We start from the raw sequence: 24729 nt of genomic DNA on the forward strand, positions 1-24729 counted from the left end.
CCCTTTGGAGATTCCCCATGAGCCCCAGCCCCCAAAAAGCCAGCTTCCACTGGGCCGACCCCCTGCTGCTCGACCAGCAGCTCACAGACGACGAACGCATGGTGCGCGACACCACCAGCGCCTACTGCCAGGAGCAGCTGGCACCGCGCGTGCTGGAAGCCTTCCGCCATGAAAAAACCGATGTCGCGATTTTTCGCGAGATGGGCTCGCTGGGCCTGCTCGGCAGCACGATTCCCGAGGCCTACGGCGGCGCCGGCCTGAACTACGTGTGTTACGGCCTGGCCGCGCGCGAGGTCGAACGTGTCGATTCCGGCTACCGCTCCATGATGAGTGTGCAGTCCTCGCTGGTGATGGTGCCTATCAATGAATTCGGCAATGAAGCCACCAAGCAGAAATACCTGCCGAAACTCGCCACCGGCGAATGGATTGGCTGCTTCGGCCTGACCGAGCCCAACCACGGCTCCGACCCCGGCAGCATGATCACGCGCGCCAAAAAGGTGGACGGCGGCTACAAGCTCTCGGGCGCCAAGATGTGGATCACCAACAGCCCGATCGCCGACGTGTTTGTGGTCTGGGCCAAGGACGATGAAGGCGCCATTCGCGGCTTTGTGCTGGAAAAAGGCTGGAAAGGCCTGAGCGCCCCGGCCGTGCACGGCAAGGTTGGCCTGCGCGCCTCCATCACCGGCGAGATCGTCATGGACGACGTCTTCTGCCCCGAGGAAAACGCCTTCCCCGACGTGCGCGGCCTCAAGGGCCCGTTCACCTGCCTCAACTCCGCCCGTTACGGCATCGCCTGGGGCGCGCTGGGCGCAGCCGAAGACTGCTTTCACAAGGCGCGCCAGTACACGCTGGACCGCAAGCAGTTCGGCCGCCCACTGGCTGCCAACCAGCTGATCCAGAAAAAGCTCGCCGACATGGAAACCGAAATCGCGCTCGGCCTGCAGGGCTGCCTGCGCCTGGGCCGCATGAAGGATGAGGGCACGGCCGCGGTGGAGGTCACCTCGATCATGAAACGCAACTCCTGCGGCAAGGCACTCGACATTGCCCGCATGGCGCGCGACATGCTGGGCGGCAACGGCATCAGCGACGAGTTTGGCGTGGCGCGGCACCTGGTCAACCTTGAAGTGGTCAACACCTACGAAGGCACGCACGACGTGCATGCGCTGATCCTGGGCCGCGCGATCACCGGCATCGCCGCGTTTTCCTGAAGCCATGACAGGCCCCGCTGTTCGCCCGCCGCCGCTGACCGGCGTCCGGGTGCTGGACCTGTCGCGTGTGCTCGCCGGCCCCTGGGCCGGGCAGTTGCTCGCCGACCTGGGTGCCGACGTGGTGAAGGTTGAAAAACCGCAAGGCGGTGACGACACGCGCGCTTGGGGCCCGCCCTACCTGAAGGACGCCTCGGGCCGCGACACCACCGAGGCAGCCTACTTTCTCTGCGCCAACCGCAACAAGCGCTCCGTCGCCATCGACATCGCCACGCCCGCAGGGCAGGCGCAGGTGCGCGCGCTGGCGCAGCAGGCCGACGTGGTGCTGGAAAACTTCAAGGTCGGCGGGCTCAAGCGTTACGGACTCGACTACGCCAGCCTGAGCGCGGCCAATCCGCGCCTGGTCTATTGCTCGATCACCGGCTTCGGCCAGACCGGTCCGTATGCGGCGCGCGCGGGGTATGACTTCCTGATCCAGGGCATGGGCGGGCTGATGAGTGTGACCGGCCGCCCTGACGGCGAGCCCGGCGCCGGCCCGCAAAAAGTCGGCGTGGCGCTGACCGACATCATGACCGGCCTCTACGCCACGATTGCCGTGCAGGCCGCCCTGGCCGAGCGCGAAAAATCCGGCCTGGGACAACACATCGACCTGGCGCTGCTGGACGTGCAGATTGCCTGCCTGGCGAACCAGGCGTCCAACTACCTGGCGGGCGGACTGGTGCCGCGCCGCATGGGCAATGCGCATCCGAACATCGTGCCTTACCAGGACTTTCCAACGGCCGACGGCGACATCATCCTCGCTGTGGGCAATGACGAGCAGTTTGCGAAGTTTTGTGCTGTGGCCAAACATCCGGAATGGTCGACGGACGCACGGTTTTCCACCAACGCACAGCGTGTGGCGAACCGCGCCGTGCTCGTGCCCCTGCTGCGCCAGGCCACGGTGATGCGGACCTCAGCCGACTGGATAACCGCGCTCGAAGCCGCCGGTGTGCCTTGCGGCCCGATCAACCGCATCGATGAAGTCTTTGCCGACCCGCAGGTGCAGTCGCGCCGCCTGCACATCGACATGCCGCACGCACTGGCCGGCAGCGTGCCGCTGGTGGCCAACCCGATCCGCCTGTCCGGCTCACCGGTGGCTTACCAGCGGCCGCCGCCCATGCTGGGTGAGCACACGGCCGAGGTGCTGGCGCAATGGCTGGGCCTGCCAACGGCTGCCTGAACCCCTGCCCCGCAGAGCTCAGGTTCTTGAGATAAAAATGGCCTCAAGCCCAAGACTATCGGGCGAAAGCAGCTATTTATTTGATAGCGCCTCAGCCATGCCCTCATGGTTTCCCGACGTGGCGCGCAGGCGCGACACGGCGGCCGGCAGGTCGTTCCAGGCCGGCTGATCCGGCGCATACCGGCTGCGCATGTAGCTGGCCAGCGTGGCGATCTGCGCGTCGTCCAGGCTGTGCCGAAAAGCCGGCATGAAGCCGATTTCTGCTGCCGCGGGCACGCGAATGCCGTCCAGGATCACACGCACCAGGTTGTCGGGCCGCGCGCTGTGCAGCTTGCTGTTCAGGGCCAGCGGCGCGTTGACACCCAGCAGCTTCGGCCCGTCGCCATCGTGGTGGCAGGAGGCACAGGCGCCGTTGAACAGGCGCTGGCCGGGGCCGGGCAGCGCCGCGCCGCTCTGCTGCGCCGCCAGCACCACCTGCCTGGCACGTGCGGCACTCTCCGGCTCGGCCAGGGGTTGGTTGAAGGACGTCAGGTAGCTGGCCATGGCCCGGATATCGTCGTCGGGCAAGGCGCCGAGCTCCTTGACCACCGGACCCATGGGACCGGCGGCGGCGCCGTGCTGCAGGCTGTAGCCCTGGCGCAGGTAGCGGTACAACTCGCCGGACGTCCAGGGCACGGGCGCGCGCGACAAGGCCGTCAGCGCCGGCGCTTCCCAGCCGTCGACCACCGCGCCGGACAGGAAGGCCGGGCCGCCGCGTTCCGCGCCCAGTGCATTGCGCGGCGTGTGGCAGGCGCCGCAATGGCCGAGGCCGTTGACCAGGTAGGCGCCGCGGTTCCATTCCACGGTTTGGGTCGGGTCCGTGCGGTAAGGCGCCGGGTCATGGAACATCGCATTCCAGACGGCCATCAGCGGCCGCACATTGAAGGGGAACGCGAGCTGTGTGACCGGTGTTTCCGACGACACGGCCGGCTGGGCCATCAGGTACGCATACAGCGCGGTTAAATCTTCATCACTGGTCTTGGCAAAGGCCGTGTAGGGAAAGGCCGGGTACAGGTGGTGGCCGTCGCGCGAGATGCCCTCACGCATGGCGCGCTGGAAGGCGCTGAAGGACCACAGGCCGATGCCGGTCTGCGCATCGGGCGTGAGGTTGGTGGTGACTACCTTGCCGAAGGGCGTGTCCATGGCCCGGCCGCCGGCGTTCGGCACGCCGCCGGGCGCGGTGTGGCACACCACGCAGTCGCCAGCCGCCGCCAGTTGCCGGCCGCGCTCAATCGTCGCCGCGGTGTAGATCGAAGCACCGCCGGACAACACCGGCGCAATCGCCGGCCGCCAGCCCAGCAGGGCGGCCCCGAGGCCGACCACGCCGGCCAGCATGGCGCCGGCACGTGACCAGCGGCCCAGGCCTCGGGGCCACGGCGCGTTTTCCGGTGGACGGGCCAGCGGGAACGGTGCGGCGAGGGTGGGCGACACGGCCGGCACCTGGTCGGGCGCCGGTTGCAGCGCGGCACGCACCACCTCGGCAGTGAACGGCGGCTGGCGAAAGCGCACGCCGGTGGCGTCGAAAATCGCATTGGCAATCGCCGCCGTACCAGGCACCGAGGCCGACTCCCCCGCGCCCAGCGGCGGCTCGCCCGGCCGTGCCATCGTCACCACCTCGATCACCGGCACATCGCGGAAGCTCAGGATGGGGTAACTGCCCCACTCTAGGCTGGCCACGGTGTTCGTCTTCGGATTCAAGGTGACCTGCTCGGTCAGTGCCCGGCTGGTGGTCTGCACCACGTTGCCGTGGATCTGGTGCTGCACGCCGGCGGGGTTGATCAGCGTGCCGGCGTCATGGCCGACCACCACGCGCCGGACCTGCACTTCACCGGTCTTGCGGTTGACTTCGACATCGGCCACCCAGGCGGCCCAGGCCGCGCCGTAACCTGGCCACTTGCTGTGCACATAACGCGCGTAAGCCACGCCCTGGCCGTGCACGATGTCCGAGGCCCCGCTTTGCTCTTCGCCCTGTTGCTGCGGCTGTGTATGCACTTTCCAGCCGGCGCGATCGGCCGTGGCGCGCAGCAGTTCTGCCGCACGCGGCTCGCTCAGGTAACGCAGGCGGAACTCGACCGGGTCCACGCCTGCGGCCGTGGCCAGCTCGTCGATATAGGACTCATGCGCAAAGGAGTTCGGCAGGGCCGACACGCCGCGCAGCCAGGAGGCGCGCAACATGGGCGGCATGTCGTTGACCGACACACGCAGGTTCTCGTAGTCATAAGGCGGGCGGGCACTGCGATCGCCCATTTCGTAGGCGCGCGCCACCGGCTCGACGGTGCGTGTGAGCAGCAGTGCCAGTGTCGGTGCGCCGTTGGAAGGGTAGGAAGTCTGGAAGTCGTACGCGGCAACCGAGCCGTCGGCGTTCAGCCCGCCATTGACCTGCATCAGCTGGGCGGCGCCCTTGGGCTCCCAGGCATGCTCCTGCTCGCGCGTCAGCTGCACCCGCACCGGTGCACCGACGGCGCGCGCGAGCAGCGCCGCATCGGCCGCCACATCGTCGGCGCAATTGCGTCCGTAACAGCCGGCCGCCTCCATGCGGATCACGTCGATGGCCATGTCCGGCAGCCCCATGAGGCGCGACAGGTCGGCGCGCAGCACGTGCGGATTCTGGCTGCCGGTCCATACCGTCAGGCGATGTTCCGCCGCCGGGCCGCTCCCAAGGCGGAACGCGGCCCCCTCGGGGGGCAGTGAGCCACACGAAGTGGGGGAGCGTGGGGGCTCTATCGCCTGCCAGTCCGCCAGCGCACAGGAAGGGCCGATGGAGCCGTGCATCTGGTAGGGCCAGACATAGTTGCGCGGCAAACGCTGTGCCGCACCCGCCATCGCGGCGTCCACATCACCCTCGTCAACCAGCTTGCGCTGCGTTGCCGGGTTGGCTCGGATGGCGTTTTCCAGATCGTCGAGCTTGCTCAGCCCCGGCCAGGGCTTCCACTGGACGCGCAGCTCACGCAACGCCTGCTCGGCATGCTCCTCGCGCTCGGCGACGATGCCAATGAAATCGCGGATGACCACCACCGCCCGAATGCCCGGGATGTGCGCAATCGAGGACTCATCAACCGATTCCAGCGTGTTGCCGATAAAGTCGCCATGATCGGCCCCGGCATAGGGCGGGCGCACGACACGGCCATGCAGCATGCCCGGCACGCGCATGTCGTGCACAAAGGTCAACGCACCGGTGGCCTTGGCCGGGATGTCGACGCGCGCGGTGCTGGTGCCGACGATGCGGTAGTCCTCCGGGGATTTCAGCGGCGAATCCAGCGCCAGTGAAAGTTCCACATGCTGCTGCGCGAGCAAGGCCGCGTACCCCACCGACCGGTCCGCACGGCCGATCACCGACACGACCCCGTCACGCACCGTCAGCAGCGCCCGGTCCACCTGCAGCACGCCGGCGGCCCGACCCACCAGCCAAGCGCGCGCCTGGGCGGCGGCCGCCCGCAAGGGCACGGCATGAATCTGTATCGAGGCGCTGGCAATGGTTGCGCCCTGGTTGGGCGCACGGGTGGTGTCGCCCAGCACCATGTTGACGCAGTCCAGCGAAACATCAAGTTCCTCGGCGACGATCTGGCCCAGCGCCGTGCGGATGCCGGTGCCCAGGTCCACATGGCCGTTCAGGGCCGTGACGCTGCCGTCGTCCCAGACCGCCAGCAATATTTCAACGCCTTCGAGCGGATTGCCACTGACCAGCGCGGGCTGGCCCTGGGCAGTCGGTGGTGCGGGCGGTGGCTCGCGCGTGACCAGCAACACGCCGCCTGCGGCATGGAAGTCAGCACGGGTGAGCGGCGTGTCGGCGCGGCGCGTCATGGTTTGCCGGCCTGCGCCGAAAACGGCCCGATCGCCTGGGCTGCGCGCCTGACCGCCTTGATGATTTCCAGATGGGTACCGCAGCGGCACAGGTTGCCGGACAACTCGCGGCGTATCTCGTCCTCCGTCGGATCCGGCTTGCGCGCCAGCAAGGCGGTGGTCATCATGATCATGCCGCTCAGGCAGTAACCGCACTGGGCCGCCTGCTCGTCGATAAAAGCCTGCTGCACCGGATGCAGCGCATCGAGAGACCCGAGACCTTCCAGCGTGGTGATCTCGCGGCCGGCCACCCCGGCGGCCGGGATCACGCAGGCGCGTGCGGCCACGCCGTCCACCAGCACCGTGCAGGCGCCGCATTCGCCCAGGCCACAGCCGTATTTGGGGCTGTTGAGCGCCAGGTCGTTGCGCAAAACCGTGAGCAAACTCGCCTGCGCTGAAACAGCCAGCGTGCGCCTGACCTGATTCACGACAAGGGTCACAACCTGCGATGTCATCGGATTACATCACCAGACGAGGCCATCAGACACTGAGGTAGGCACGCCGCACCTCTTCGTTGGCCGACAGCTCGGCCATGGAACCCTCGTAACGGATCTGGCCCTTTTCGAGCACATAGGCCCGGTCCGACACCAGCTCCGCAAAATGCATGTTCTGTTCGGACAGCAAAATGCTGACACCCTGCGACTTGAGTTCCAGGATCATGTGCGCCATCTGCTCGACGATCACCGGCGCCACACCTTCCGAGGGCTCGTCGAGCAGAACCAGGTAGGGGTTGCCCATCAGGGTCCGCGCGACGGTCAGCATCTGCTGTTCGCCGCCGCTCATGCGGCCTCCCTGGCGGTCCGGCATCTCGCCGAGGTTGGGGAAGAGCTTGAACAGACGCTCGGGCGTCCAGACCGGCGCCTGGCTGCCATCCGGCCAGCGGCGCGGCGGCTGCCGCCCCACCTCCAGGTTCTCCATCACCGTCAGGTCGGTGAAGATGCGCCTGTCTTCCGGCACAAAGCCCAGGCCCATGCGCGCCGCATGGTGGGGTTCGCTTTTTGAAATGTCGGTGCCCTGGAAGGACACACGGCCGCGCCGCTTGTCGAGCATGCCGATCAGCGTCTTGAGCGTCGTCGATTTTCCGGCGCCGTTGCGCCCCATCAGGGCCACCACTTCACCGCGCCGCACCTCGATGCCCACGTCGTAGAGGATCTGGGCGGCGCCATACCAGGCGCACAGGCCCTGGGCCTGCAGCAGGACTTGGTTCACAGCGCTCATGGGGCGGCATCCTTTTCCAGTGTCTTTTTCTCGAAGGTTTTGCCGCTGCCGAAATAGACCTCCTGGACCTTGGGGTGGTCGCGAATTTCCAGCGGCTTGCCTTCGGCGATCAGCCGCCCGCGCGCCAGCACAATCATGCGGTCGGCATAGGCGAACACCACATCCATGCTGTGCTCCGTGAACAGCACCGCCATGCCGCGGTCGACGACCAGCTGTTTGGTCAGGGCCATCAGGTCGTTGCGCTCCCTGGGCGCCATGCCGGCCGTGGGTTCGTCCATCAGCAGCAGCTTGGGGTTGTTGGCCATGGCCATGGCGAGTTCCACGCGCTTGACGTCGCCATAGGCCAGCACGCTGCAGGGCCGGTCGGCCTGGGCCTTCATGTTGACCTGGTCGAGCAGCACCAGCGCCTCTTCGCGCTTGTGGCTGGCCGCGCGGCGCCACATGGAAAACAGCTTGCGGTCCGAGGACAGCAGCGCCATCTGGACGTTCTCCACGACCGTCAGGGAGGAAAAGGTTTCTGCAATCTGGAAGGTCCGGCTCACGCCAAGCCGCCAGATGTCGCGCGGGGCCAGGCCAATCAGTTCCTGGCCGCCCAGCTGGATGGAGCCGGCATCGGCCCGCAGCTGGCCGTTGACCATGTTGAAGGTGGTCGACTTGCCGGCGCCGTTGGGCCCGATCAGCGCCAGCAACTCGCCGGCGGCCAGCTCGAAGCTGATGCCGTCCACCGCCTTGACGCCACCAAACGATTTGCCGAGGCCAGATACTTTGAGCAAGCTCATGACTGGCCCTCCTTCGCGCCGCGCAGGCGCGACAGCAGTTGCTGGACAAAGCCGGCAATCCCTTGCGGAAACAGCAGCACCAGGATCAGGATGATGGCGCCCAGCATGGCGCGCCAGTAGTCGGTGTTGCGCGCCACCGTGTCGTGCAGCCAAGTGAAGGTGACGGCGCCGACAATGGGCCCCACCAGCGTCTGCACGCCGCCCAGCAGCACCATGACCAGGCCGTCGATGGATTTGCTCACATGCAGGCTTTCCGGGGAAATGCTGCCTTTGGAGAAGGCATACAGCGCACCGGCCAGGCCCGCGAAGGTGCCGGCGATGACAAAAGCCACCCATTGCAGGCGCTTGACGTCGATGCCGATCGCGTCGGAGCGAAGCACCGAATCGCGTGCGGCACGCATGGCGTAACCAAAGGGTGAATACAGCATGCGGTGCATCATCAGCACCGCCCCGGCCACCAGCGCCAGCGTCAGGTAGTAGTACATCTTCTTGTCGGCCAGCCATTCGGAGGGCCAGACGCCGGTCAGGCCGTTGCTGCCACCGGTGAAGGCATCCCACTGGTAGCAGATCGCCCAGGTGATCTGGGCAAACGCCAGCGTCAGCATGGCCAGGTACACACCCGACAGGCGGACACAAAACCAGCCGTAGACAAAGGCCCCCAGCGCCGCCAACGCAGGCGCGACGACCAGCGCCACCTCCATCGGCAGGTTCAGGCTGCGCACCAGCAGGGCCGCGGCGTAGGCCCCCAGGCCGAAGTAGGCTGCATGGCCAAAGGAATGCATGCCGGCCGGCCCCATGATGAAGTGCAGGCTGGCCGCAAACAGCACGGCCACCAGCAGGTCGATCAGCAGGACCGTCACGTAGGGCGACTGTGCGGTCAGCGCAGGCATCAGCACCAGCAGGGCCAGCAGGGCGGCGGCGCCGAACTTGTAGAGGCGATCGGGCGGGCGCAGGGGCTCCTCCGCCGTGCCGGCATGACGGCTGGTCGCCTGCGGCCGGCCGAACAGGCCCCAGGGACGGGCCACCAGCACGATGGCCATCACGAGAAACTCCACCACCAGGGTGAGTTTGGAAAACGAAATGCTGACGCCCCAGATTTCCACCAGTCCCAGCCAGATGCAGATGGCCTTCAGCTCGGCAATCAGCAGCGCCGCCACATAGGCGCCGGGGATCGAGCCCATGCCGCCCACCACCACCACCACAAAGGCGGCGCCGATGATGTTGAGGTCCATCTCGAGGTTGGCGGGTTCGCGCGGCAGCTGCAGCGCGCCGCCCAGGCCTGCCAGCAGCGCCCCCAGCGCAAACACCGCGGTGAACAGCCAGGCCTGGTTGACACCCAACGCGCTGACCATCTCCCGGTCCTGTGTGGCGGCGCGCACCAGCGTGCCCCAGCGGGTTTTGGTCAGCAGCAGCCAGAGCAGGCCCAGCACCACCGGGCCGGCAACGATCAGGAACAGGTCATAGGATGGAAATTGCCGGCCAAGGATGGACACCGACCCTGTCAGGCCGGGTGCCCGCGGGCCGAGCAACTCCTCCGGCCCCCAGAACCACAACACCCCGTCCTTGATCACCAGACCCAGCGCAAAGGTGGCCAGCAGCTGGAACAGCTCGGGCGCGCGGTAAATGCGGCGCAGCAGCAGGACCTCGACCAGCGCCCCGAGCACACCGACGGCCAGCGCGGCCAGCAGCAGGGCCGGCCAGAAGCCGATCGTGCCGCCCAGGGTGGCCACCAGCGAATAGGCCACATAAATGCCGACCATGAAAAAGGAGCCGTGCGCAAAGTTGACGATGCGCGTCACGCCAAAGATCAGCGACAGCCCGGCTGCCACCAGAAACAGCGACGACGCACCGGCCAGACCGTTGAGCAACTGGACGACAAAGCCTGAAAAGCTCATGAATTACCTTTTTTTGCGGGAAGAGGCAGCCCCTTGCAGGCGCCATGACAGACGGGGCGCCGTGCAGGAGTCCATCGCCGGCGACACCTGCGACCGGCACCCGCGCGCAAGGCGCGGGACCGAACCTGGTTTCGCCGCGGCGCCAGCCTGATCAGTCGGCGGGGCGCAACTTCTTGAGTTCTGCGGCTGAGGGTTGGAACTTCGCGCCGTCCATGTAGCGGTAGTCCACCATCACACCCTTGCCACCCTCGTTCTTGGTGCGCCCGACGTAGGCACCCATGGTGGACTGGTGGTCTTCAGGACGGTAAACGACGGGACCAAAAGGCGTGCTGACCTTCAGGCCGCTGAAGGCCGCGATCATCTTTTCGGTATCCGTGGACTTGGCTTTTTTCATGCCTTCGGCCAGCGACTTGATGGCGCTGTAACCCACGACGGAACCGAGGCGCGGATAGTCCTTGTACTTGCCGTGGTAGGCCAGAAAGAAGGCCTTGTGCTCGGGTGTCTGGATGCCGTACCACGGGTAACCGGTGACCAGCCAGCCGTTGGGCGTCTCATCCTTCAGCGGATCCAGGTACTCGGGCTCGCCAGTCAGCAGGCTGACGACTTCGCGGCCCTGGAACAGGCCGCGGGTGTTGCCCTCACGCACGAACTTGGACAGGTCGGCACCGAACAGCACATTGAAAATGGCGTCCGGCTTGGCATCGGCCAGGGCCTGCACCACGCTGCCGGAGTCCACCTTGCCCAGCGGCGGCGCCTGTTCGGCGACGAACTCCACATCGGGCTGCGCCTCTTTGAGCAGCTTCTTGAAGCTGGCGGCCGCGGACTGGCCGTATTCATAGTTGGGGTAAACCACGGCCCAGCGCTTTTTCTTCATCGCGGCCGCATCGGGCACCAGCATGGCCACCTGCATGTAGGTGGAAGCGCGCAGGCGGTAGGTGTAGCGGTTGCCGTTCTGCCAGACGATCTTGTCGGTCAGCGGCTCAGCGGCAAGAAAGAAAAATTTCTTCTGTTTCGCGAAGTCCGTCAGTGCCAGGCCAATGTGCGAGAGAAAGGAGCCGGTAAGCACATCCACCTTCTCGCGCGAAACCAGCTCCTCGGCCGCACGGACCGCGTCACCGGGGTTGGCGTTGTCGTCGCGGACGATCAGCTCGACCTTCTTGCCGTTGACACCGCCGGCGGCATTGATTTCCTCGACCGCCAGCTCCATGCCCTTCTTGTAAGGCTCGAGAAAGGCGGGCTGGGCCTTGTAGCTGTTGATCTCGCCAATCTTGATGACGCCCTGCGCGTGGGCGGTCCCCAGCGAGGTCATCAGACCCAGAAAAGTCATGGTGCCCAGCATCTTGTATTGCATCTTCATAAAAAACTCCTGCTTGTCGTGGATCGGAATGGTTGGTGAGGAGCGCCGCTTACCGGAGCCCGTCCTCGCCCTGGATGTCGTGGACTTGCAAGCCGCCCACGCGCGGTAGTGGCCGGCCGCTGTCCGTGACGACGACAGCGACCACAATTTCATTGGCACGCGGTGCGTCGGCGACACGCGCCTCCATGGCGTCGAAATGACTGCGCACAAAAGCGGCGTCCTTGTGTCCCAGCGGCACGTCGATCGCGGTACCCAGGCCGCCCCGCTTCTTGCTGGAGGGCACGAGGGCCGCGCCCTTCTCGACCGCCAGGCGCAGGGGCGCACCGAGCTTGGGATGCAGAATGGCCGCGGCGTGCTCCAGCTCTCCGGCCTCGCCGACAATCGCCGCCTTGCCGTAGCTTTGCGCCTGACCGGGCGAAATGCCGAGCGCCTGCACACATTTGGCGCCCAGCAGGCCGCCCAGCTCTTCTCCAATGGCGATCAGCTCGTCGAGGTTCTCCACATACTTGCCGGCAAACGGATTGTCGATCACCGCCATGGCCAGCGCCCGCCGTGTCGGCGGATGGACCGCTTGCCCCATTTCCATCCGGGTCTCGTCGACCTGGACGATGATTTTTCTGATGCTGGCTGTCATGCTGTTTCTTCCTTGCGTATTGTCATTGTGTCGATGGCGCCTCAGCGCAGGCCGTCCCACTTGCTGATGGCGTGGGCGGCCAGCCCCCCCACCCGCGCGTGGACACGGGGACCGGTACTCATGGCAAGAATAAAGACGATTTCATCCGGCAGGGGGGCGCCGGGAACGCGTACCTCGATCGCGTCAAAATGACTGCGCACGTAGGCGGCATTGATGTGTGTCAGCGGCACATCCAGCGCCGTGCCGGGCCCGCCCACTTTCTTGGTCGAGGGCACGATGGACAGGGCATTGCCGGGGCGGCCGGATTTTTCCTCGCCCTGCCCTTTGGCATACGCCGCAGCATCACCCTTCCAGCCCAGCAGCTCCCGCATCGCATAACCGCCGGGCACATGCCAGAGCGCACCGTGCTCAAGCTCGCCCGCCGCACCAACGATCGCCCCCTTGCCGTAACCTTCGATACGCTCCGCCGGCACGTCCATCGCCGCGCGCAGCCGTTCGGCCATGTCGATACCGACGGGCTGAAGCGCGTCCATCATGGGCAGGATGTCGGGCTCGTAGCGGCCCGCAAACGGATTGGTCAGCACGGCAGCAATGGCGCCGCGCATCAGCGGCACCGGGGCGACCGGACCGAACTCGTGCCAGATCTGCTCCACGTGCGTAAAGATGCGTCGTATTTCAATCATCGGTTTGCGTCCATCCATTTCATTAAGCAAATACTGAACCAACCTGCAGACCCCGGCCGCCTGCAGGCAGGTTTTCCACGGCAGGCGCATGCGCCGCACCGGTGGTCACCACCTGATTCTGGCAAACCAGCGCGGCCGACCAGATCAGGCCCGCGGCGCGCAAGGCCTGCGCGCGCTTCAGGCCCGCCAGCAAGGCCTGCTGCACCAGCGCCGGCTCCAGCGGCGGCACATCCACCGTGACGGGTATGGCACCCAGGTCGCAATCATCCTTCAATTCGCAGGCCGGCCGGCGCTGGATGCGCGCATCGGGCAAATCGACCGCGTTGGCAATCACGGTGGCTGCGGCATCGGCCTCGGACGCGGTGCGTGCGAGCACCGTGACGCTGTCGGCGATGCCCAGTGAAAAGCTGCGGCCGCGCCAGCCGCTGGTGGCCACGCCGCGCACGGGCAACCCACTGGCCACCTCGAACTGGCCGTCGGTCTGCACCCCCTCAAGAATCTCGTCCACACTCAGGCGCGACAGATCGGCATACAGGCCGATGCGCACCGACTGCGAGGGGGTGAGGTGCAGGGCAATGTCGCCGCCATTGTTGACCCAGGCACGCGTCACGCCGCTGATGGCGTAACAGGCCACCAGCTCCTGCGCCACGGCACCGGCCACCGCGGCCATCGGGGTGATGAAACTGCTTTGATAAGGCTGGCAGGCTTGCCACATGCGCCGTGCAATGGGCCCCCGCAAGGGGCAGTCGCCGCTCACCGGTTGCCGCAGGGCAGCCAGCTCCTGCACCAGTTCGTCCAGCATGCCGGAGAAACGCTTCCACGCCGCCGCATGGGCAGCCTCCACACCGTCCGGGCTGCCGCTGGCCCCAAGGACGATGTCCATGGGACCGTGCTGGAAATGCCAGCGGCCATCGGGCAACAGCGTGCGTTGGGCAGCCATGCGTCGCCTGCCTCAGCCCAGCAGTGGCGGTCGCGCGAGCGGCCAGGGATTGACTGCGGGCAAGGGCAGCCACTGGCGGGCCGTGGGCGCACCTTCGTTGTGCCACGCTCCCCGGCGCAGTGCATCTTCCAGCGTGCGCACATGGTCCATGTGGCCGCCCAGCGCACGGTAGTCGTCGAGCTTCATGCTGAATTCAATGGGTGCGACGATGGCCGGCGTGGGCACGGTGCCGAAGCTGTTGTCCGGCATGCGCATGACGTCGACCATCACGGTGATCCCGCCGCCTGGCCAGATATAGGCGGGCGCGCCGCCGCAGGTGACATTGACCAGCGCATCCTTGATGGCGCGTGTCAGCAGGACCGGGTTTTCCGTGACACCGGCACGCAGGCTGCCGCCGGCGCCGCCCAGGAAAAGCACGGTGGTCAGCGAAGGCTCGCAGTTTTCGCCGATGCGCTCGACAATGCGACGCACGTCGTCGGGCATGTCCTGCTCCACCGGCTGGAGCTGGTCGTCGAGCACATACCAGCTCGCGTGCTCGCCGGTGGTCGATGTCATGAGCAGGCGCAGTCCGGGCCAGGCCGCCTCGGCATCCCAGCTCTCGATGATGGCCAGCGGATCGTCGATGTCCGTGCCGCCCCATCCGGTGCCGGGGTTGGCCACCTGGAAATAGCGTCCCGGCGTGGATTTGCGGCCCCGCATCCTGATGCCCGAGGGGCGCATGTCCAGGCAGCGGCCGGCCTGGTGCTCGGTCAGCACACCGGTGATGTGGTCGTCAACCACCACCACCTCGTCGAGCTTGCCAAAAAACTGCTTCGCAAAAATGCCGATGGTGGCCGAGCCGCAGCCCACACGCATGCGTTTTTCCTCCACCCCGTTGACGATGGGTGCGCGGCCGGCCTGGATCAGGATCTGGGAGCCGCCGTCAATCGTGAGTTCGGCCGCTTGCTTGTTGCCCAGCGCCATCATCATCTCGACCGTCACGCGGCCTTCTTTCTTGCTGCCGCCGGTCAAGTGGTGCACGCCGCCCAGCGACAACATCTGGGAACCGTATTCCGCCGTGGTCACATGGCCCACCACTTCGCCCTTGCAGCGCACATTGGCCTGCTCGGCGCCAAGGAAACGGTCGGTGTCTATCTTCACCTTGAGGCTGCAATAACTGAAGATGCCTTCGGTGACCACGGTCACGAGGTCCACCCCCGCAGCCTGGGAGGACACGATGAACGGTGCCGGCTTGTAGTCGGGATAGGTCGTCGAGGAACCCACGCCGGTGATGAAGACCTCGTCGGCCAGCAGCAGGTCGCCGCTCCAGGGGGTCTCCTCCGGCAATGCGGCCAGATCAGGCGTATCCCCGGCAACGGGACGGGCGGTGAACGGCACGAGCACCGGCTCCCCGCCCTCCAGGGTGCGGCGCAGCAGCAGCACGGGGTCGACCCGAACCAGCGTACCGCCCTGGTTGGCATACCGGTCGCAGGCGCCACTGCGTCCGTCGGAAATCTGGCACAGCACCGGACAGGCGTTGCATTCGATCTTCTCGCTGTTCATCCGCTCGCTGCGCGGCCGGGCCTTTTCCAGGACCTGGGGAAGCCCCGGGGAATCCATGCCGGGTAATCCGTCCGTTTTTGTATGCTCGGTCATCGTGTTTGCCTTCGTCCTGCCGGTCATCCTGCGCGTCATTCCAGATGTAGCACTTGCTCAACTTTGATGTTGCACTTGCTACATTTAAAATCAATGTAGCGCATCCACATGGCCCGCGCAATAGTGTTTACACGTCAAATCCGGAATTCCGGAAAAAATGTCGGGGACACTACATTTAAATGTTGCGTTCACTACATTTGTATGGCACATTGAAGCCATCGACCGCCGGCGGCCCTCCCGGCCGCCCCCTCTCAAGGACCTCATGACCCACGTCGTCACCGATGCCTGCATCAAGTGCAAATACACGGATTGCGTGGACGTCTGTCCGGTCGACTGCTTCAAGGAAGGTCCCGACTTTCTGGTGATCGATCCGGACGAGTGCATTGACTGTGCCGTGTGTATTCCCGAGTGTCCGGTCAACGCCATTTATGCCGATACGGACACGCCCGCGCAGTTCGAACCCTTTTTCGAGCTGAACCAGCGCCTCGCCAGACAATGGCCCACCATTTCCAGGCGCATCGCGCCCCTGGCGACGGCGGAGCAATGGAAAGACAAAACCGGTAAGCTGGCGAGCATCCAATTCGACAGCTGAACCCTTCAACCCGAACCTCCAGCCCCCACATCCATCACCATGAGCGCCTTTAACGAAGAACGTGTCCTGTCCGTCCACCACTGGACCGACCGCCTGTTTACTTTCACCACCACCCGCGACCAGTCGCTGCGCTTCAGCAATGGCCATTTCACGATGATAGGCCTGCGGGTCAACGACAAGCCGCTGCTGCGGGCCTACAGCATCGTGAGCCCCAACCACGAGGAACACCTGGAGTTTCTGAGCATCAAGGTACCCGACGGCCCGCTGACGTCGCGGCTGCAGCACATCAAGGTGGGCGACACCATCATCGTCGGGCGCAAGCCGACCGGCACCCTGGTGATCGACTACCTGCTTCCCGGCAAACGGCTGTACCTGCTGTCCACCGGAACCGGTCTGGCGCCCTTCATGAGCATCATCCGCGATCCGGCGACTTACGAACAGTTCGAGCAGATTGTTCTGGTGCATGGCGTGCGCCAGGCCGACGAGTTGGCCTACCACGACCTGGTCGTGGACCATCTGCCGCAGCACGAGTTCCTCGGTGAGCTGGTGTCCAAACAGCTGCTGTATTACCCGACCGTGACGCGCGAGAGTTACCGCAACATGGGCCGCGTCACCGACCTGATGGAAACCGGCAAGATGTTTGAAGACCTGAAGCTGCCCCCGCTGGACCCCGCGCAGGACCGCGTCATGATCTGCGGCAGCCCGGGCATGCTCAAGGACCTGAAACACATGCTGGAAAAACGCGGCTTTGCGGAGGGCAACACCTCCAGGCCCGGCGACTTTGTCATCGAGCGTGCGTTTGCCGAGCAATGAAGTGATGGCCCCCACGTTTGTCGCTTCGCGTACTGCACTGCCCCCCGAGGGGGCCAATTTTCCTTGGGGCGGTCCGGCGGAAAATTCCCCAATGAGCCATTGAAACTTCACGAGCGCCCATGACCGCCAAGACCACCAAACCCCGCCCGGCAGCCGCCAAACGTGCGCCTGCCAAACGGACGGGTGTGCGGGAGCAGGCCGCGCAAACCACGCGCGACAACATCCTGCGTGCCGCCACCAAGGTCTTTGCGCGGTATGGCTACGAAGGCGGCAGCGTGGAAAAAATCTCGCAGTCGGCCAAGTCCTTCGACCGGATGATTTACTACTACTTCGGCAGCAAGGAAGGCCTGTTCATCGAAGTGCTGGAAGACATGTACCGCCGGATGAACGATGCCGAGCTGGCGCTCGACCTTGACCTGGAGCAGCCGGTAGAGTCGCTGAAGGACGTCATCCGTTTTGTCGTGACCTATTACAGCAAGAACCCGGAGTTCATCACGCTGCTCAACACGGAAAACCTGCACCGCGGCAAACACATCTCCAAGTCCATGCGTGCCCGGGAGTACTCGTCGCCCGCGATTGCGATCATCCAGAAGTTGCTGGAAAGCGGCGTGAAGAAGAAGGTGTTTCGCGCTGACATCTCCGCGCGCAACGTCTACCTGCTGATCGCGGCAACCGGCTATTTCTACATCTCCAACCGCCACACGCTGTCGGCCTTCCTCGGGGAAGACCTGCAGACCCCCGAAGCCCTGGCCGACTGGCAGGCCTTCATCACCAGCACCGTGCTGCGCACCGTGATGCCCAACCCCTGACACCTCCGCGCCGCCGGCGGACATTCCCACCCACGACCTTTGAGAGGGCAACCAACATGGCAGAAGCTGTATCGACCGGAAAATCCGGAAAAGTGGTGATCAGGAACATCGGACTGCTGCTGTCCGGCGACATCGACCAGCCGATTCTGGACGCGGACACCATCGTCGTGAACGACGGACTGATCGTCGCCGTTGGCAAGGCCAAGGACTGCAACACCGAGGGCGCGCAGACCATCATCGATGCGCACCAGACCTGCGTCTGCCCGGGCCTGATCGACAGCCATGTCCATCCCGTGTTCGGGGACTGGACGCCGCGGCAAAACCAGATCGGCTGGATTGATTCCACGATGCACGGCGGCGTCACCACCATGATTTCAGCCGGCGAGGTGCACCTGCCCGGCCGGCCCAAGGACATCGTCGGACTCAAAGCCCTGGCCATCACCGCGCAGCGGGCTTTCGACAACTTCCGCCCCGGTGGCGTCAAGGTGCTGGCGGGCGCGCCCATCATCGAAAAAGGCATGGTCGAGCAGGACTTCAAGGAACTGGCCGAGGCCGGCGTCACGCTGCTCGGTGAGGTCGGCCTGGGCTCGGTCAAGGCCGGCTACGAAGCCAAGGAGATGGTGGCCTGGGCCCGCAAGTACGGCATCCAGAGCACCATCCACACCGGTGGCCCCTCGATTCCCGGCTCCGGCCTGATCGACAAGGACGTGGTGCTGGAAGCCGACGCCGACGTGATCGGCCACATCAACGGCGGGCACACGGCACTGTCGGAGCAGCATGTCTGCGAGCTCTGTGAAAAGTCCTCGCGCGCCATCGAGATCGTGCACAACGGCAACGAGAAAGTCGCCATCGCGGCGGCGCAAGCTGCGCTGCAGCTCAAATGCCCGCATCGCGTGATCCTCGGCACGGATGGGCCCGCCGGCTCCGGCGTGCAGCCGCTGGGCATGTTGCGGCTGATTGCCCTGCTGTCCAGCCTGGGCAACATTCCGGCCGAACTGGCCTTCTGTTTTGCCACCGGCAACACGGCGCGCATCCGCAAGCTCAACTGCGGCCTGATCGAGGTCGGCCGCGATGCCGACTTCGTGTTCATGGACAAGGCCCAGCATTCGTCCGGCCTGAACCTGCTCGACAGCGTGCAGCGCGGCGACATTCCCGGTGTGGGCATGGTGATGATCGACGGCATCGTGCGCAGCGGCCGCAGCCGCAACACACCGCCGGCCACGGACATCCCCAGCGTCGTCACCCCGGCCTGAGCGCCAGCACCCCGCATGCCCCACCTGCCGTCTCCGACCAAGGAAGAGCTTGCCCGGCTCGAACCCCTGACTCAGCTCGGCTTGCCCGATATTGTGGTGGTCTCCACGCGCCAGCAGGCCGATGAAGCCTTCCAGTCACTGGCGAGCAGCGCCGTGCTGGGCTTTGACACCGAATCCAAACCCACCTTCTTCCGGGACCAGGTGTCCGAAGGCCCGCACGTCGTGCAGTTTTCCACCCTGCACAAGGCCTGGGTGTTCCAGTTGCATGACGCCGGATGCCGCGACACCGTGTCGGCCCTGCTCGAGCTGGAAACGGCCGCCAAGGTGGGTTTCGGGCTGGCCGGCGACCATCAGCAGATCCGGCGCACCCTGGGCGTTTCTCCGCGCAATGTGCTGGACCTCAACGCGGTGTTCAGGAGTCGCGGCTACGCGAAGGAGCTCGGTGTCCGCGGCGCGGTCGCCGTGGTGTTCAACCGGCGTTTCATCAAGTCGAGAAAAGCCACCACCTCGAACTGGGCCAACCGGCAGCTGACGGACAGCCAGATCGTGTATTCAGCCAATGACGCCTGGGCGGCGATCCAGGTCTTTCACGCGCTGGGCCTGCCGCCGCCGCAGGCCTGAGATTCAAGCGTAAACAAAACGCTGCCGGAAGGCGGCGCAGAACTGCGGGCTGCCGCCTATCGACAGGGTCAGCGTGTACCACCGATCGCCCGCCTCCTCTTCCTGCTCCTGCAGGTTGAAGTCCCACTCCCCGCCCTCGTCCAGCGGTGCCTGCAGGCCCGGGAAGGCCGAATGCGCCCACTCCAGCACCTGCACGATTTCCGTGCGAACGGCCGCCACCTGGTCGGGCCGGACCGACGCCATCGCGTCGAAAGTCCCCAGGCCCTGCGCGTCTTCGCTGTAGTCGAACTCGAGGAAATGCAAAGGGAGCTTCAGGACGACGCGTCCTGTCCGTCCACAGCGTCGCCGGGGGGCGGCGCGGGTTTGGCCGTGCGGTGCCCCTCCCTGGCGAGCAATTCGAGGTAAAACGCAGCGCCGCCTTCGGCGGCAACCGCGTCGATCAAGCCCATGATGGTCGCAAAATGCACCACGGCGGCATTGTCCGGGCTGGTGCCGAAACGGCAGTCGAAATCCCAGTAGTCCACACCTTCGGGCAGCGGCACCCGGCGCTGCCTTTTGACGTATTTGCGGATTTCGTGCTTGACGGCGTCGAGCACACGATCCCGGTTTTTGCCTTCGATGCTGAGCTGGAATGTCTTTTTCACGGTTGCCTTTCGGGGGTCTGGTATCAGCCCGGACGGACGTGATTCGCAAGCCCTCGATTATGCGGCTTCGACCGATGCCCTACTCCGTGGCGCAAGCGCTTAAACTGGTCCTCTACGGCGGGCGCTCTCCGGATCCACCTTCACCCTCACCAAGCTGCCTCAAAGCTCCCTTTTCATGCCATTTTCCTCACTGGGCCTGTCCCCCGCCCTGCTGCACGCCGTCAGCACCAAGGCTTATCTGGCGCCCACACCGATCCAGACCGCCGCGATTCCCGCCATCCTGCAGGGCCGTGATGTGCTGGGTTCGGCGCAAACCGGCTCCGGCAAGACCGCCGCCTTTGTGCTGCCACTGCTGCAGCAACTGCTGGCGGGCCCGCACGAGAAGCCGCGCCGGGTGCGCGCGCTGGTCCTGGTCCCCACACGCGAACTCGCGTCGCAGGTCGGCGAGACCGTCCGCAGCCTGGCGCAGCAGTTGCCGCAGGTCCTGAAAGTGGCGACTGTGTTTGGCGGCGTGTCCATCAACCCGCAGATGATGAACCTGCGCGGCGGAGCGGACATCGTGGTCGCCACCCCCGGCCGCCTGCTGGACCTGGTCGACCACAACGCGCTGGTCCTGTCCGGCGTCACGGCGCTGGTGCTCGATGAGGCCGACCGGCTCTTCGAACTCGGTTTTGCCGACGAACTCGGGCGCATCCTCGCCCTGCTCGCGCCGCAGCGCCAGAACCTGTTTTTCTCGGCCACCCTGCCACCCGCCGTGCAGGCCCTGGCGCAGACACTGCTGCGCGAACCGGTCCACATCGAGAGGCTGCCGGGACCGGAGCAGGCACCCGACATCGTGCAGCGGGCCATTGCCGTGGACGCCGGACGGCGCACCCAGCTGCTGCGCCACCTGATCCAGCAAAACGGCTGGCGCCGGGTGCTGGTGTTCGTGGCCACCAAACATGCGGCTGAAATCGTCGCCGACAAACTGCGCAAGGTGCGGATCAACGCCGAGCCTTTCCATGGCGAACTGAGCCAGGGAAAACGCACGCAGGTGCTGGCCGACTTCAAGGCCTCGCGGCTCAAGGTGGTGATTGCCACCGATGTGGCGGCCCGCGGCCTGGACATTGCGCAGCTGCCGGTGGTGGTGAACTACGATCTGCCGCGTTCGGCGGTGGAGTACGTCCACCGCATCGGCCGCACCGGCCGCGCCGGAGAACGCGGCGTCGCCCTGAGTTTTGTCAGCGCGGACACGCTGGCCCACTGGCGCCTGATCGAAAAACGCCAGCAGGCGAGCCTGCCGCTCGAGCAGATTGAAGGGTTTGAGCCGCTGCCGGTCGAGCCCCCGGCGGAGGGCGCCGGCAGCCCGCCCTCGACAGGCGGCATCAAGGGCAAACGCCCCAGCAAGAAAGACAAACTCCGGGCCGCCGCAGCGCGCGGCGACTGATCACTTGTGCCAGGGCCTGGTCTCGGGCCCCAAGGCGCTTTCAGCGGCCGGCGCCGTTGACGCTGGTGATGGCATACCCTTTTTCGGCAATTTGCTGCTCGGGACGGGGAATCGCGTACTGGCTGATCTTCTCGGCGCTGGCACCCATTTCCACGGCGCGGGCTTCGGACTCCCAATCGGTGTTCGTGGCCTCCTGGGGAATCAGCCGTCCTTCGGGCACAGCGAGGTAGGAAAACTGGCGATTGGCTTCGGCCCGGCGGTAAATGTCGACACGCATGAGGACTCCTTGGCAGGTGGCTGGGCCCTCCACCTTACCCCCGGCCAGCGCCTGACTGCTGGAAAGTCCCTGCTTGTTACCCGGACTCCCGCTGTCCGGGCCGGGCCGGCACGGATGCCAGGCCCCGGAGCGGGGCCTCGGACACTCCTTTTTTGATAGCTGACTGCGCTTATACATCAGGGGCTGGAGCCATTTTTTATCATCAAGAACGCGCGCCAGGCGTCCCGGCGCCGTGCCGCGCAGACACGCAGGTGACGCCCTGAACGCCGCACTGGCGCTAAGCTGCCAGCCAAGCCAATCCCTCGCCCCCCCCCACAGACAGGAGCCCCCATGAACGACCTTTTTTCCCTGCAGGGCCGCACGGCGCTGATCACCGGCGGTTCGCGCGGCATCGGCCGCATGATTGCCGCCGGCTTCCTGGCGCAGGGTGCGCGGGTCTACATCTCGGCGCGCAAGGCCGCGGCCTGCGACCAGACCGCCAGGGAGCTGGCCAGCCTGGGGCACTGCGTGTCGCTGCCCGCCGATGTCTCGGCGCTCGAAGGGGCCAGGGGCCTGGCCGCGGCGTACGGCGCGCACGAGCCGCAGCTCGACATCCTGGTCAACAACGCCGGCGCTGCCTGGGGCGCCCCGTTCGACGAGTTTCCGGAAAGCGGCTGGGACAAGGTGATGGACCTGAACCTCAAGACGCCTTTCTTCCTGACACAGGCCCTAATCACCGCCCTGCGCAAGTCCGGTGAGCAGCGCCCTGCCAAGGTCATCAACATTGCCTCCATCGACGGCATTTCCGTCAACCCCATGGAAACCTATTCCTATGCGGCGAGCAAGGCCGGCCTGATCCAGCTGACCCGCCGCATGGCGCTGCGCCTGATCCAGGACAACATCGTGGTCAGCGCGATCGCCCCCGGCGCCTTTGCCTCGGACATGAACAAAGACGCACGCGACCATGGCGAGGCGGTCGCCGCACGCATCCCGGCCGGCCGCGTCGGGCAGGATGCCGACATGGCCGGCGCCGCCATCTACCTGGCCTCGCGCGCCGGGGACTACGTGGTCGGCTCCACGCTGGTGGTCGACGGCGGCGTCACCCACGCGCGCTGAGCGGCCGGCGCCCCGCGGCTTTTTTCTGACAGAAACCTGACGCGACAGCCCTAGTCGCGCCGCGCCAGAGGGCTGCCCTGCCTGCGTCGTTTCCCTGCGCCAGAGCGGCACGTAAAACTACCTAAGTCCTAACCCGCTCACGCGGTACAAGACGAATCGTTAGCATGCAGGTCTCTGTGACGGGCCGGTGCGCCCGCCATTTCAATGTCTGTAGCCGGAGAGCAATTTGTCAGCGGAGTTCATTCTTGAAACGCGTGGGTTGACCAAGGAATTCAAGGGATTCGTGGCCGTCAACCAGGTGGACCTGAAGGTCCAGCGCGGCCATATCCACGCGTTGATCGGCCCCAACGGCGCGGGCAAAACCACTTTCTTCAACCTGCTGACCAAGTTTCTGCACCCGACCACCGGCACCATCCTGTTCAACGGCAACGACATCACGACCGAAAAGCCGGCGCAGACGGCACGGCGCGGCATTGTCCGTTCGTTCCAGATCTCGGCGGTGTTTCCGCACATGACCGTGCTGGAAAACGTGCGCGCGGCGCTGCAACGCAACCTTGGCACCTCGTTTCATTTCTGGAAAGCCGAAAGCACGCTGTTTCCCCTGCATGAACGCGCCCGCCAGCTGCTGGCCGAGGTGGACCTGCAGGACTTCGCCGAGGAGCTGACCGTCAACCTGCCCTATGGCCGCAAACGCGCGCTGGAGCTGGCCACCACGCTGGCGCTCGAGCCCGAGCTGATGCTGCTGGACGAACCGACCCAGGGCATGGGCCATGAAGACGTGGACCGCGTGACCCAGCTGATCAAGAAGGTCTCCGCCGGCCGCACCATCCTGATGGTGGAGCACAACATGAACGTGGTCGCGTCGATCGCCGACCGCATCACGGTGCTGCAGCGCGGCGCCATCATTGCCGACGGTCCGTACGCCGAAGTGTCGAAAAACCCGCTGGTGATCGAGGCCTACATGGGCACGGCCAACACCGAACTGCAGGGAGCGCACTGATGTCCAAGGAACTCCTGAAAATCGAGAACCTGCATGCCTGGTATGGCGAGTCGCACATCCTGCACGGTGTGAACCTGACCGTGCACGAGGGCGAGGTGGTGACGCTGCTGGGCCGCAACGGCGCCGGTCGCACCACCACCATGCGCGCCATCGTCGGCCTGACCGGTTCGCGCAAGGGCTCGATCCGCATCAACGGTGAAGAAACCATCAAGCTGGCGCCGCACAAGGTGGCGCACATGGGCGTGGGTTACTGCCCCGAAGAACGCGGCATCTTCGCCAGCCTGACCGCCGAGGAAAACCTGATGCTGCCGCCCACGCTGGCACCGGGCGGCATGAGCGTCGAGGAAATCTACGCCATGTTCCCCAACCTGAAAGAGCGCGCGTCCAGCCCCGGCACACGCCTGTCGGGCGGCGAGCAGCAGATGCTGGCGGTGGCCCGCATCCTGCGCACCGGCGCGCGCCTGCTGCTGCTCGACGAAATCTCCGAGGGCCTGGCGCCCGTGATTGTGCAAAAGCTCGCCGAGATGATTCTGACGCTCAAGGCCAAGGGTTACACCATCGTGCTGGTCGAGCAGAACTTCCGCTTCGCCGCGCCACTGGCCGACCGCTTTTACGTGATGGAGCACGGCACCATCGTGAAACAGTTTGCCCAGAACGAGTTGACCCAGAACATGGGCATGCTGCAGGAATACCTCGGTGTCTGACCGCCGCCAGGCCGGACCCGCCCCCCTTTTTCCGCTTTCGACCACAACCCA

General features: G+C 65.6%; 24 protein-coding genes. 11 read left to right on the forward strand and 13 right to left on the reverse strand.

What is annotated here, in order from left to right:
- The first annotated feature begins 17 nt into the window (after positions 1–17).
- Both B7G53_RS19340 and B7G53_RS19345 read left to right on the forward strand, forming a co-directional pair.
- Positions 18–1208 (forward strand): acyl-CoA dehydrogenase, encoded by a 1191-nt coding sequence (locus B7G53_RS19340; protein ID WP_096670752.1) that lies wholly within the window; start codon positions 18–20, stop codon positions 1206–1208.
- A 4-nt stretch (positions 1209–1212) separates the two neighbouring features.
- Positions 1213–2424 carry a CaiB/BaiF CoA transferase family protein gene (locus B7G53_RS19345; protein ID WP_096670754.1) on the forward strand — a complete coding sequence of 404 codons (1212 nt, stop codon included), beginning with the start codon at positions 1213–1215 and terminating at the stop codon, positions 2422–2424.
- A gap of 72 nt (positions 2425–2496) precedes the next feature.
- Here B7G53_RS19345 and B7G53_RS19350 read toward each other — a convergent pair whose 3' ends face one another.
- The 10 genes from B7G53_RS19350 to B7G53_RS19395 form a co-directional block, all read right to left on the reverse strand.
- Positions 2497–6264, reverse strand: a complete 3768-nt coding sequence (locus B7G53_RS19350) for a molybdopterin cofactor-binding domain-containing protein (protein WP_096670756.1) — start codon at positions 6262–6264, stop codon at positions 2497–2499.
- Positions 6261–6758, reverse strand: coding sequence for a (2Fe-2S)-binding protein (locus tag B7G53_RS19355; protein ID WP_096670758.1), 498 nt, complete (start codon positions 6756–6758; stop codon positions 6261–6263). Before B7G53_RS19355 ends, B7G53_RS19350 begins: the two co-directional genes overlap by 4 nt.
- 25 nt (positions 6759–6783) lie before the next feature.
- Positions 6784–7521, reverse strand: a complete 738-nt coding sequence (locus B7G53_RS19360) for an ABC transporter ATP-binding protein (RefSeq protein ID WP_096670760.1) — start codon at positions 7519–7521, stop codon at positions 6784–6786.
- The gene (locus B7G53_RS19365; RefSeq protein WP_096670762.1) at positions 7518–8300 is read right to left on the reverse strand and encodes an ABC transporter ATP-binding protein; all 783 of its coding nucleotides are present in this window, start codon (positions 8298–8300) and stop codon (positions 7518–7520) included. Before B7G53_RS19365 ends, B7G53_RS19360 begins: the two co-directional genes overlap by 4 nt.
- A complete protein-coding gene (locus B7G53_RS19370) occupies positions 8297–10195 on the reverse strand; it encodes an ABC transporter permease (protein ID WP_096670764.1) in 1899 nt (632 codons plus the stop codon). Before B7G53_RS19370 ends, B7G53_RS19365 begins: the two co-directional genes overlap by 4 nt.
- Before the next feature lie 151 nt (positions 10196–10346).
- A complete protein-coding gene (locus tag B7G53_RS19375; RefSeq protein WP_441339003.1) occupies positions 10347–11546 on the reverse strand; it encodes an ABC transporter substrate-binding protein in 1200 nt (399 codons plus the stop codon).
- A 55-nt stretch (positions 11547–11601) separates the two neighbouring features.
- Entirely contained in the window at positions 11602–12186 is a 585-nt protein-coding gene (locus B7G53_RS19380) for an amino acid synthesis family protein (RefSeq protein WP_096670768.1), read from the reverse strand.
- 41 nt (positions 12187–12227) lie between these two features.
- Positions 12228–12869 (reverse strand): amino acid synthesis family protein, encoded by a 642-nt coding sequence (locus tag B7G53_RS19385; RefSeq protein WP_096670770.1) that lies wholly within the window; start codon positions 12867–12869, stop codon positions 12228–12230.
- 22 nt (positions 12870–12891) lie between these two features.
- Entirely contained in the window at positions 12892–13809 is a 918-nt protein-coding gene (locus B7G53_RS19390) for a UPF0280 family protein (RefSeq protein ID WP_096670772.1), read from the reverse strand.
- 12 nt (positions 13810–13821) lie between these two features.
- Positions 13822–15444 carry a 6-hydroxynicotinate reductase gene (locus B7G53_RS19395; protein ID WP_096670774.1) on the reverse strand — a complete coding sequence of 541 codons (1623 nt, stop codon included), beginning with the start codon at positions 15442–15444 and terminating at the stop codon, positions 13822–13824.
- A gap of 262 nt (positions 15445–15706) precedes the next feature.
- Between B7G53_RS19395 and fdxA the strand changes: the two genes are divergently transcribed.
- The 5 genes from fdxA (at position 15707) to B7G53_RS19420 (ending at position 19532) form a co-directional block, all read left to right on the forward strand.
- Complete coding sequence (gene fdxA / locus B7G53_RS19400; protein WP_096670776.1) at positions 15707–16036, forward strand: ferredoxin FdxA; 330 nt, start codon at positions 15707–15709, stop codon at positions 16034–16036.
- Between the two features lie 39 nt (positions 16037–16075).
- Positions 16076–16849 carry a ferredoxin--NADP reductase gene (locus tag B7G53_RS19405; protein WP_096670778.1) on the forward strand — a complete coding sequence of 258 codons (774 nt, stop codon included), beginning with the start codon at positions 16076–16078 and terminating at the stop codon, positions 16847–16849.
- Between the two features lie 119 nt (positions 16850–16968).
- Complete coding sequence (locus B7G53_RS19410; RefSeq protein ID WP_096670780.1) at positions 16969–17658, forward strand: TetR/AcrR family transcriptional regulator; 690 nt, start codon at positions 16969–16971, stop codon at positions 17656–17658.
- 56 nt (positions 17659–17714) lie between these two features.
- Positions 17715–18911, forward strand: coding sequence for an amidohydrolase family protein (locus B7G53_RS19415; protein WP_096670782.1), 1197 nt, complete (start codon positions 17715–17717; stop codon positions 18909–18911).
- A 15-nt stretch (positions 18912–18926) separates the two neighbouring features.
- Positions 18927–19532 (forward strand): 3'-5' exonuclease, encoded by a 606-nt coding sequence (locus B7G53_RS19420; protein WP_096670784.1) that lies wholly within the window; start codon positions 18927–18929, stop codon positions 19530–19532.
- 3 nt (positions 19533–19535) lie between these two features.
- On the opposite strand, the gene B7G53_RS19425 is transcribed toward B7G53_RS19420, so the two are convergent.
- Together B7G53_RS19425 and B7G53_RS19430 are read right to left on the reverse strand one after the other, a co-directional pair.
- Positions 19536–19835 carry a hypothetical protein gene (locus B7G53_RS19425; protein WP_255250094.1) on the reverse strand — a complete coding sequence of 100 codons (300 nt, stop codon included), beginning with the start codon at positions 19833–19835 and terminating at the stop codon, positions 19536–19538.
- 8 nt (positions 19836–19843) lie between these two features.
- Positions 19844–20176 (reverse strand): DUF6172 family protein, encoded by a 333-nt coding sequence (locus tag B7G53_RS19430; protein ID WP_096670786.1) that lies wholly within the window; start codon positions 20174–20176, stop codon positions 19844–19846.
- 175 nt (positions 20177–20351) lie between these two features.
- On the opposite strand from B7G53_RS19430, the gene B7G53_RS19435 reads away from it, so the two are divergent.
- Positions 20352–21602, forward strand: coding sequence for a DEAD/DEAH box helicase (locus tag B7G53_RS19435; RefSeq protein WP_096670788.1), 1251 nt, complete (start codon positions 20352–20354; stop codon positions 21600–21602).
- A 40-nt stretch (positions 21603–21642) separates the two neighbouring features.
- Here the strand turns inward: B7G53_RS19435 and B7G53_RS19440 are convergent, their stop codons facing one another.
- Complete coding sequence (locus B7G53_RS19440) at positions 21643–21879, reverse strand: DUF6139 family protein (RefSeq protein WP_096670790.1); 237 nt, start codon at positions 21877–21879, stop codon at positions 21643–21645.
- A 330-nt stretch (positions 21880–22209) separates the two neighbouring features.
- Here B7G53_RS19440 and B7G53_RS19445 point away from each other — a divergent pair, with 330 nt between their 5' ends.
- The 3 genes from B7G53_RS19445 (at position 22210) to B7G53_RS19455 (ending at position 24678) form a co-directional block, all read left to right on the forward strand.
- Positions 22210–22974: an SDR family oxidoreductase gene (locus B7G53_RS19445; protein WP_096670792.1), complete on the forward strand. Its 765-nt coding sequence runs from the start codon at positions 22210–22212 to the stop codon at positions 22972–22974.
- A gap of 226 nt (positions 22975–23200) precedes the next feature.
- On the forward strand, positions 23201–23974 hold the full coding sequence (locus B7G53_RS19450) for an ABC transporter ATP-binding protein (protein WP_096670794.1): 774 nt from the start codon (positions 23201–23203) through the stop codon (positions 23972–23974).
- The gene (locus B7G53_RS19455) at positions 23974–24678 is read left to right on the forward strand and encodes an ABC transporter ATP-binding protein (RefSeq protein WP_096670796.1); all 705 of its coding nucleotides are present in this window, start codon (positions 23974–23976) and stop codon (positions 24676–24678) included. The genes B7G53_RS19450 and B7G53_RS19455 overlap by 1 nt, the downstream gene beginning before the upstream one ends.
- The last annotated feature ends 51 nt before the right edge of the window (positions 24679–24729 follow it).

The sequence above is a fragment of the Polaromonas sp. AET17H-212 genome (genome assembly GCF_002379085.1).
Lineage (GTDB): Bacteria > Pseudomonadota > Gammaproteobacteria > Burkholderiales > Burkholderiaceae_C > Polaromonas.

Coding starts and splice junctions, on each gene's coding strand:
- B7G53_RS19445 (WP_096670792.1), top strand. CDS start 22,210: ATGAACGACCTTTTTTCCCTGCAGGGCCGCACGGCGCTGATCACCGGC.
- B7G53_RS19345 (WP_096670754.1), top strand. CDS start 1,213: ATGACAGGCCCCGCTGTTCGCCCGCCGCCGCTGACCGGCGTCCGGGTG.
- B7G53_RS19455 (WP_096670796.1), top strand. CDS start 23,974: ATGTCCAAGGAACTCCTGAAAATCGAGAACCTGCATGCCTGGTATGGC.
- B7G53_RS19415 (WP_096670782.1), top strand. CDS start 17,715: ATGGCAGAAGCTGTATCGACCGGAAAATCCGGAAAAGTGGTGATCAGG.
- B7G53_RS19435 (WP_096670788.1), top strand. CDS start 20,352: ATGCCATTTTCCTCACTGGGCCTGTCCCCCGCCCTGCTGCACGCCGTC.
- B7G53_RS19405 (WP_096670778.1), top strand. CDS start 16,076: ATGAGCGCCTTTAACGAAGAACGTGTCCTGTCCGTCCACCACTGGACC.
- B7G53_RS19410 (WP_096670780.1), top strand. CDS start 16,969: ATGACCGCCAAGACCACCAAACCCCGCCCGGCAGCCGCCAAACGTGCG.
- B7G53_RS19350 (WP_096670756.1), bottom strand. CDS start 6,264: ATGACGCGCCGCGCCGACACGCCGCTCACCCGTGCTGACTTCCATGCC.
- B7G53_RS19390 (WP_096670772.1), bottom strand. CDS start 13,809: ATGGCTGCCCAACGCACGCTGTTGCCCGATGGCCGCTGGCATTTCCAG.
- B7G53_RS19380 (WP_096670768.1), bottom strand. CDS start 12,186: ATGACAGCCAGCATCAGAAAAATCATCGTCCAGGTCGACGAGACCCGG.
- fdxA (WP_096670776.1), top strand. CDS start 15,707: ATGACCCACGTCGTCACCGATGCCTGCATCAAGTGCAAATACACGGAT.
- B7G53_RS19340 (WP_096670752.1), top strand. CDS start 18: ATGAGCCCCAGCCCCCAAAAAGCCAGCTTCCACTGGGCCGACCCCCTG.
- B7G53_RS19365 (WP_096670762.1), bottom strand. CDS start 8,300: ATGAGCTTGCTCAAAGTATCTGGCCTCGGCAAATCGTTTGGTGGCGTC.
- B7G53_RS19370 (WP_096670764.1), bottom strand. CDS start 10,195: ATGAGCTTTTCAGGCTTTGTCGTCCAGTTGCTCAACGGTCTGGCCGGT.
- B7G53_RS19385 (WP_096670770.1), bottom strand. CDS start 12,869: ATGATTGAAATACGACGCATCTTTACGCACGTGGAGCAGATCTGGCAC.
- B7G53_RS19355 (WP_096670758.1), bottom strand. CDS start 6,758: ATGACATCGCAGGTTGTGACCCTTGTCGTGAATCAGGTCAGGCGCACG.
- B7G53_RS19375 (WP_441339003.1), bottom strand. CDS start 11,546: ATGCAATACAAGATGCTGGGCACCATGACTTTTCTGGGTCTGATGACC.
- B7G53_RS19395 (WP_096670774.1), bottom strand. CDS start 15,444: ATGACCGAGCATACAAAAACGGACGGATTACCCGGCATGGATTCCCCG.
- B7G53_RS19360 (WP_096670760.1), bottom strand. CDS start 7,521: ATGAGCGCTGTGAACCAAGTCCTGCTGCAGGCCCAGGGCCTGTGCGCC.
- B7G53_RS19440 (WP_096670790.1), bottom strand. CDS start 21,879: ATGCGTGTCGACATTTACCGCCGGGCCGAAGCCAATCGCCAGTTTTCC.
- B7G53_RS19420 (WP_096670784.1), top strand. CDS start 18,927: ATGCCCCACCTGCCGTCTCCGACCAAGGAAGAGCTTGCCCGGCTCGAA.